Here is a 6512-nt window from a genome sequence, read left to right as displayed (position 1 = left end):
ATTTTTTTATTTTTATTTTGATTTTTTAATTTTTTATTTTTTATTGTTTATTGTTAATTGTGAATTGTGAATGGTGAATGGTGAATGGTGAATGGTGAATATTAATTAAAAGTTTAGTGTTAGACTAAATATTTAAAATTAAACATAAAAAAAGCGAGCCTAAGCTCGCTTTTTATTAATTAGCTTTTGCTAAATCGATATTAGTAAGTTAATACGCGATCTTGTGAAGCTTTGTGGTAGTAAACACCTTTAACACCAATGTTACCTGATGGAGCGTTAACAACTACGTTTACGTGTGCGTTACCTTTAACACCTGATTCAGCAGCAAAAGCAGCAACTTCAGCGCTGATGTCTGTTACTGAGTTAGCAGTTGCAGCTTGAGCAAGCTCTTTAGAGTAAGTCATGCCACCAGCTTTAAGCGTTACAGTGATAGCACCTTCAACAGAACCACGGTTAGCAACAGTGATAGACTGTGCGTATTGTGAACCGAAAGGCATAAGTTCGATGTCATCTGTAGAACCGTCTAAAGTCCAAGAACCAGCAGAAGCTGTAGCAAGGGTAATTGTAGTTGTAGCATCTGCAACTGATGAATCAACTGTAAACGACTGAGGAGCTGTAATTACTGATCCACCGTTTGTTTGACCAACAACATTGAACTGAACTGTAGAAGTTGCTGCAGGTAATGTAGCATCCTTAATAGTTAATGTAGTTAGGCCAGCATCAACTGAAAGTACAGGAGAGCCGAAACCAGTTGTAGTTAAAGCATTTGCAAGTTCAGCAGCTTCAACAACACCATCAGCATCACCACCATTAGCAGCTAGATCGTAATCCGCAAGGTAAGAGAAGTTACCTTTAATTACATGCTCTTCTTTAGTAAGAGTAAGTGCGTCTACTGCAGTTGAGTCATTTGTTGCAGCTAGAGTAAGAGTATCGTTAAGGCCTGAAGAAAATTCCGCGCGACCTTTACCAGTAGCAACTACACCGTCAAGCTTAGTAACAGTATATTTTACTTGGTTAACATATTGAGCTACTTCAACAGCTTTAGAAGTGTCGTAGTTACCAATTAAAGGGTTAACTGAAATTGCTTTTGAAGCAAAAGTAACTTTTTGCTTGTCTGATGGAGTACCTGAAAGAAGGTCAAAACCAGCAATTGTTATATCATCAGCCTTAGCGTGGTCATTTTGTGATACACGGAAACGAGCCGTATTGCTATCTGAGAAATCTACGAAATCAAATACAGCTGGATTAGTACCTTGCGTAGAAACAGCTGTAGGTGTTGAAGTTGTATCAAATTTAGCACCGGCAACAGTAACAACTAACAAGTCATTTGTAATGTAATCGCTAGCTGGGTTTAAAGTAATAGTACCTAAGTCAGCTGCAGATACTTTACCTGCGTTTGCAGTAGTAGCATTACCTTCAATTGAGATATTGTTTACTGCAGAAACACTGATAGCACCTGCGTTAGCAACACCAGCAACACTAGTTAGCGCTAGCGCTAATAAAGTTTTTTTAAACATTTTTTATTCTCCGAGTTTCATGAAACAGGAACTTTCATTGTTCCCTATAAAAGTATATTGGCTGACCATGCACCATAGGCCGTCACCTAAGTGACTACTAGTCATACCAAGAGTTAGTCTAAACATTGTTAGTTTATTGTCAAGCAATTAACCTATTTAAAACTAATGCATTTATGTTACCGCTTTATGACACTGCCAGCAAGGTTTTTAACACCTTTAAAATCAGCAGGTTAACAATTAACACAGTAGATATAAAATCAACTATTTATTATATAACATATACTTACAATTATAGGTACATGGATATACAAACATTAAACTATGCGCTGCAGTTTAATAACAACCATAAAAAAAACAATAATACTAAAGGATTGTTTTTCATAATTATTTACGCTTTTTTTACATAAATTAGAGTAAAAGCTTTAGTTTGGTTGTTAATGGTGAAGAGGGATGAGTAAAGGGTTAAGGGTGAAACACTGAAAAGTAAAGCGTGAAGCGAAAAGGGTTAAGAGTAAAAACCACATCTTACACCTCACACTCGAAAGTAAAGCCTGAAGCGCAAAGAGTGAAGGGTAAAACACCACACTTCACACCTCCCTCTTTACACTTCACACTGAAGGGTAAAGCGCAAAGGGTTAAGAGTAAAAACCACTTCACACCTCACCCTTCACGGCGTGTCACTTCTCCTCAACATCCGACAGTTTTAGCTCGCTCATGCCTTGCTTAAATTCACTGTATATACTTTCCCATTCAGCGGTAGAGTCAACAATACGTGGAGTTACTAACACAACGAGCTCTGTTTTATTAGTATTATTATCGGTGCCGTCAAATAAACGACCAAATATTGGTATACTTGAAAAAAACGGGACTCGGCGGTCAGTCAACGAGCTATTTTCGCTTATAAGCCCGCCTAACATTATAGTTTGACCATTACCGGCTATCACTTCCGTTTGTAATGAGCGCTCAAAAATAATCGGGTTACCCTCAGCACCACTGCTATTAGCTTGATTACTTATTTTTTGGGTTATTTCCATTAGTACCACCCCTTGGGCATTTACAGTGGGGGTAACTTGTAAGTCTATGCCAGTTTCTAAGTACTCTACCGAGGTGCGTGAGCCATTAACAGGATCAGTAATAATATCGCCCACAATAGGAATGCGGTTACCCACAGTAATACTTGCTTGTACGCCATCGCGTACAGCTAAACTTGGGCGCGAGAGCACATTCACGTAGGTATCTTTTTGTAATAAATTAAACTCCAATTTACCTGCTGTACCACTTAACACATAAGAAAGCCCAGAGCCGCCATTTTCAAGATTGAATCCGCCCTGCTTACTAGCTCCTTGATTGGTAAGGGCAAACTCAACACCTTGCTTAAATTCATCGGTAAGCGTGACCTCCGCTATCATCATTTCGAGCACTATTTGCTTGGGCATAATATCAAGGCGCTTGATCATGGGTAGCAAATTACGATAATCATCACCCGTGGTGTAAAAAATTAAGGCGTTTGAGCGCTCGTCAACCACCATTTTCATACCATCGGCATTTACCGATATATTACGCTTAATTTTGTTTGAATTATTACTATTGGCTTGGTTATTTTGGCTTGTAGCAGAGGTGCTGCTACTTAACGCTTGTGAAGCCCCGCCACCTAACAGCATTTGTAAGCTTTCACCCAGATCGGTTGCTCTTGAAAACTCCGGATTAAATACAAAATATTGCTCTTGATTACCATCTGCTGGTTGGTCAAGTTGTTTAGCCCAATAAAGTGTACGCTGTATGAAACGTTTATCGTTAGTAAAAAATACCATTGTATTAGTACGCTCTATAGGTACAATAGATATAGCCTGCTCACTTGATGCATTAATACTGACCGATATGCCCTCTTGCTTCATCAAATCTTGTAACTGTTTGCTAAGCTCCTCAACCGGGATAAAAGTAGATTTATACATGCCAATAGAGCGATTTCTAAATAATGGGCGATCAACTAATTGCATAAATTCAAGGGCTTTTATTATATCACTGCGTTTACCTTTAAACATAATTGCCTGTTGATCGAACATAGGTCGTGCATCAACTTTAGTTAATTGCTTTATAGTATTCGCTAATGAGGTTTGCATCCCGGCTTTAAAAGGAGCAAGCTGAACTATTTCATTCGAAGTATTGGGTACATCTTCAGGGTTGGCGCCATAACCATAAACCAAATTACTTGATACGCCGTCATCACTTTTATGAATGTAATAAATACCGTCTTGGTAACGTATTAATATATTACGCTCTCGCAGCATTTGCTCACTTAGCGTAAATAGCTTACGTTTGGTGAGCTCGTCTTGCAGGTTCAGGGTTACCCGATCTTTTGAGTTATTAAGTTGCTCGCCTAAAATGTAATTTACATTAAGTAGCTCACCAAATACGTAATGTAGGTAGTCTTTTACTAATAAACTATCAGCGGTAAGCTTTACACGTTCGGAATTACTAAACTTATCAGCTAAATTTGCCTGCTCGCTTTGGCTGGTTTTATTATTTGTCAATGGTTCTAAGTACGTTATGCCGTGCTGTGCCGCGGTTTTGTTGTTGTCTGGATTTGTTGATTGCGGCTCTTTGTTTGCTTTTACGCTTACAGTAGTATTTTTTTGTAAATACGAAGGCGCTGGCGACAAACCATTATGAGTGGTGCTACAACCGGCCAATACGCCACTTGCCAATAAGCCTAAAATAAGTGTTTTACTGTGTTTCATAGTGTTTCCGTGCCGTTTAATAGTCGCGTAGTTAACCACGTTGGTACATTACCAAGGTAATTTGCTGCTTATTTTTGCTCAATGCAACTTGCGTGTTTGACATTATAGTAAGGGTGTACCCTGCTACGCTTTGCGAGCTAGTATATTTTACCAACTGCGTTTGCTGAGTGTTTATATTAGTTTGTTCAATAAGGGCATAGGGTGTGGTTGTATAAATCACTGCTTTTAACTTTAACTCTAAATCACCTGCAAACACACTAAGCAGCTCGCCAGTTTGTGCAGCTTGCTTAGCGGCATTTAGCCCTTGTTCTGTTTCTGTGGCGGGTTCAACCTTATCGTAGTTACTAAATAAACCAGTTAACTGCTGCTTTGCATGTTGTGAAAGCAAGGGCAAGGGCTGTACGTTATTAGTTTGCGAATTAAAGCTATTGTTTGCTTGTGGTTCACCTTGTACAAAACGGCTGGTAAAGTCGCTAATAAGTACAAGTAACATCAGGGCAATTACAGCTAACATTAGTTTGTTCATTGCGCTTCCCCTGTATTCGGTGCTTGGTGCATGTAAAAAGCCAACTCAACGGTCCCTTCTACTCTACCTAAACTTTCATTATTTTGGCCTTTTAAATTTATATTTAGGCTTTTAAGCTCAACTTTAGGCGTTTTGCTTTCAAGCAATATAATTAAGTTAATAAAGTCGCGCATTTTACCTTTTAAGTTTAACCGTAACTGGTGGCGTATTAACTGGTTGTTGGCAACAGTTATACTGGGTAACCAACTACTGGTGTTAATTTGCAGCTGATTATTGGCAATGATTTGCTCTATTTGTTGCTGCATGGCTAACTTAAATTCGCTTTCGCGTTGGTAGTCAACAAATAGGCTATTAACAGCCTTTAGCTGAGCATTAATAGTTTGCTGAGCTTGGTTAATTTGGCTTTGGTTAATAATCACATTTTGCGATTTAACCGCCCGTTTTTGTAAGTTAGCTAATTGCGCTAATTGGCTATTTTGCCAGTCGAATAACGGCACAATTAAAAACTTCAGCGCTATTAATATAACAAGCGCCCCTAAAGCTAACTGATGTTTTGGCTGCTTTAAATCAAACATGATTATTTAGCCTCGCTTTTTGTGTTAGGCATTTGGGGGATACTTTGATCTTGCAAAGTATTTAAGGTAAAGCTAATTACAAAGCTTTCGCCGCGGCGCTCTTTACGTGAGGGGTAGTCAAATTTAGCGTTATTAGTTCGTGGGTTATTGATTATAATTTGCAAAGCATCGGTAGCCTTATTTGCAGTTCCGCGAATAATATAACGGTTATCTTCAAAACGTATATTAGTGAGCTCTGCACTGGTCACCAATTGTTGTAATACAAAAAATAACGAGCTGGCTAGTCGTTGGTTTTGCGTAAAACCTTGTAGTACGTTCAATTGCTCGTTAGTGGCTTCAAATTGTTCTAGGGTGTTTAACGCTTGATTTACGCTGCTTTTGTTTTGCGCTAACTGTGTTTGTACCTTATGAGTTTTATACCCTAAATAAGCACTGGTTAAACCACCATACAGCGCGCATAAAGCAACAACAATTAGGCTCGTTTTTTTAATTAATGCTTTATTAATTACTGACGTTGGCGGGGTAAAAAAAGTAACGAGCTGCTTTATAGATTGTTGTTTAAGCCCGGCAATTAACGCTTGTGCGTAATGGGTCGGCTCTTCAATATTTATAATTCGCTTGCAAGGCACGCCAAACATACTAGCAAAACGCTCTGGGCTATTAATTAGTGGGCTTGCCAATGCTGAATATACGCTTTGCTGATGTTTTGTTACATACATGGCGGCAAAAGCACGTGCACTTATAACTTGATCTGCCGTTAGAGTATTACTAAGTAATAGGGTTTCTGGCAAGTTTAACCACGCAGCGGGTAGAGGTAAAAACCGCCAGTAGGTTACTTTACTTTGGTCGCTCCCTTGGCTGTTAATAATATAAGCATTGTGACTATGCAGCTCGTTATCAGCACTTTGGTTGTTCATTTTTATTATGCTTGCCAGTTCTTTTTTATTTGTGACTGGATATTGCTCACTGTGCTCTATGTAATGCTTACGCCCTACAATTTGCAGTAAAGGAGTATTTTTTTGCTCCCCTTCAGTTAGCTGTAAGGTAAATTGCTGCTGAGCATTTAACACTAAGTTATACGGCTTATCGCTGTAGTAAACTACATTATTGCAAAGCCATTTTTTTATCCATATTGTGAGTTTAGTTTTGATCATTA

At 38.7% G+C, this 6512-nt stretch carries 5 protein-coding genes; all 5 read right to left on the bottom strand.

All coding sequences use genetic code 11. From position 1 onward, the window contains the following. Positions 1 to 200: 200 nt before the first annotated feature. The gene (locus CWB76_RS18535; RefSeq protein ID WP_138609605.1) at positions 201 to 1517 is read right to left on the bottom strand and encodes a Slr4 family S-layer protein; all 1317 of its coding nucleotides are present in this window, start codon (positions 1515 to 1517) and stop codon (positions 201 to 203) included. Positions 1518 to 2194: 677 nt separating this feature from the next. Beyond that, positions 2195 to 4255, bottom strand: a complete 2061-nt coding sequence (locus CWB76_RS18530) for a secretin GspD/PilQ domain-containing protein (protein ID WP_138609603.1) — start codon at positions 4253 to 4255, stop codon at positions 2195 to 2197. A 31-nt stretch (positions 4256 to 4286) separates the two neighbouring features. Then, positions 4287 to 4781 (bottom strand): hypothetical protein, encoded by a 495-nt coding sequence (locus tag CWB76_RS18525; protein WP_138609601.1) that lies wholly within the window; start codon positions 4779 to 4781, stop codon positions 4287 to 4289. Further along, positions 4778 to 5356, bottom strand: a complete 579-nt coding sequence (locus CWB76_RS18520) for a GspMb/PilO family protein (protein ID WP_138609599.1) — start codon at positions 5354 to 5356, stop codon at positions 4778 to 4780. The genes CWB76_RS18525 and CWB76_RS18520 overlap by 4 nt, the downstream gene beginning before the upstream one ends. 2 nt (positions 5357 to 5358) lie before the next feature. Further along, the gene (locus CWB76_RS18515; protein WP_138609597.1) at positions 5359 to 6510 is read right to left on the bottom strand and encodes a hypothetical protein; all 1152 of its coding nucleotides are present in this window, start codon (positions 6508 to 6510) and stop codon (positions 5359 to 5361) included. Positions 6511 to 6512 lie beyond the last annotated feature (2 nt).

Origin of the sequence: Pseudoalteromonas sp. S1609 (assembly GCF_005887255.1) — a bacterium.
In the GTDB taxonomy this organism is placed as follows: Bacteria; Pseudomonadota; Gammaproteobacteria; order Enterobacterales; family Alteromonadaceae; genus Pseudoalteromonas.
Note: the sequence above shows the minus strand (reverse complement) of the source record. Positions and strands in the feature narration are given on the sequence as shown.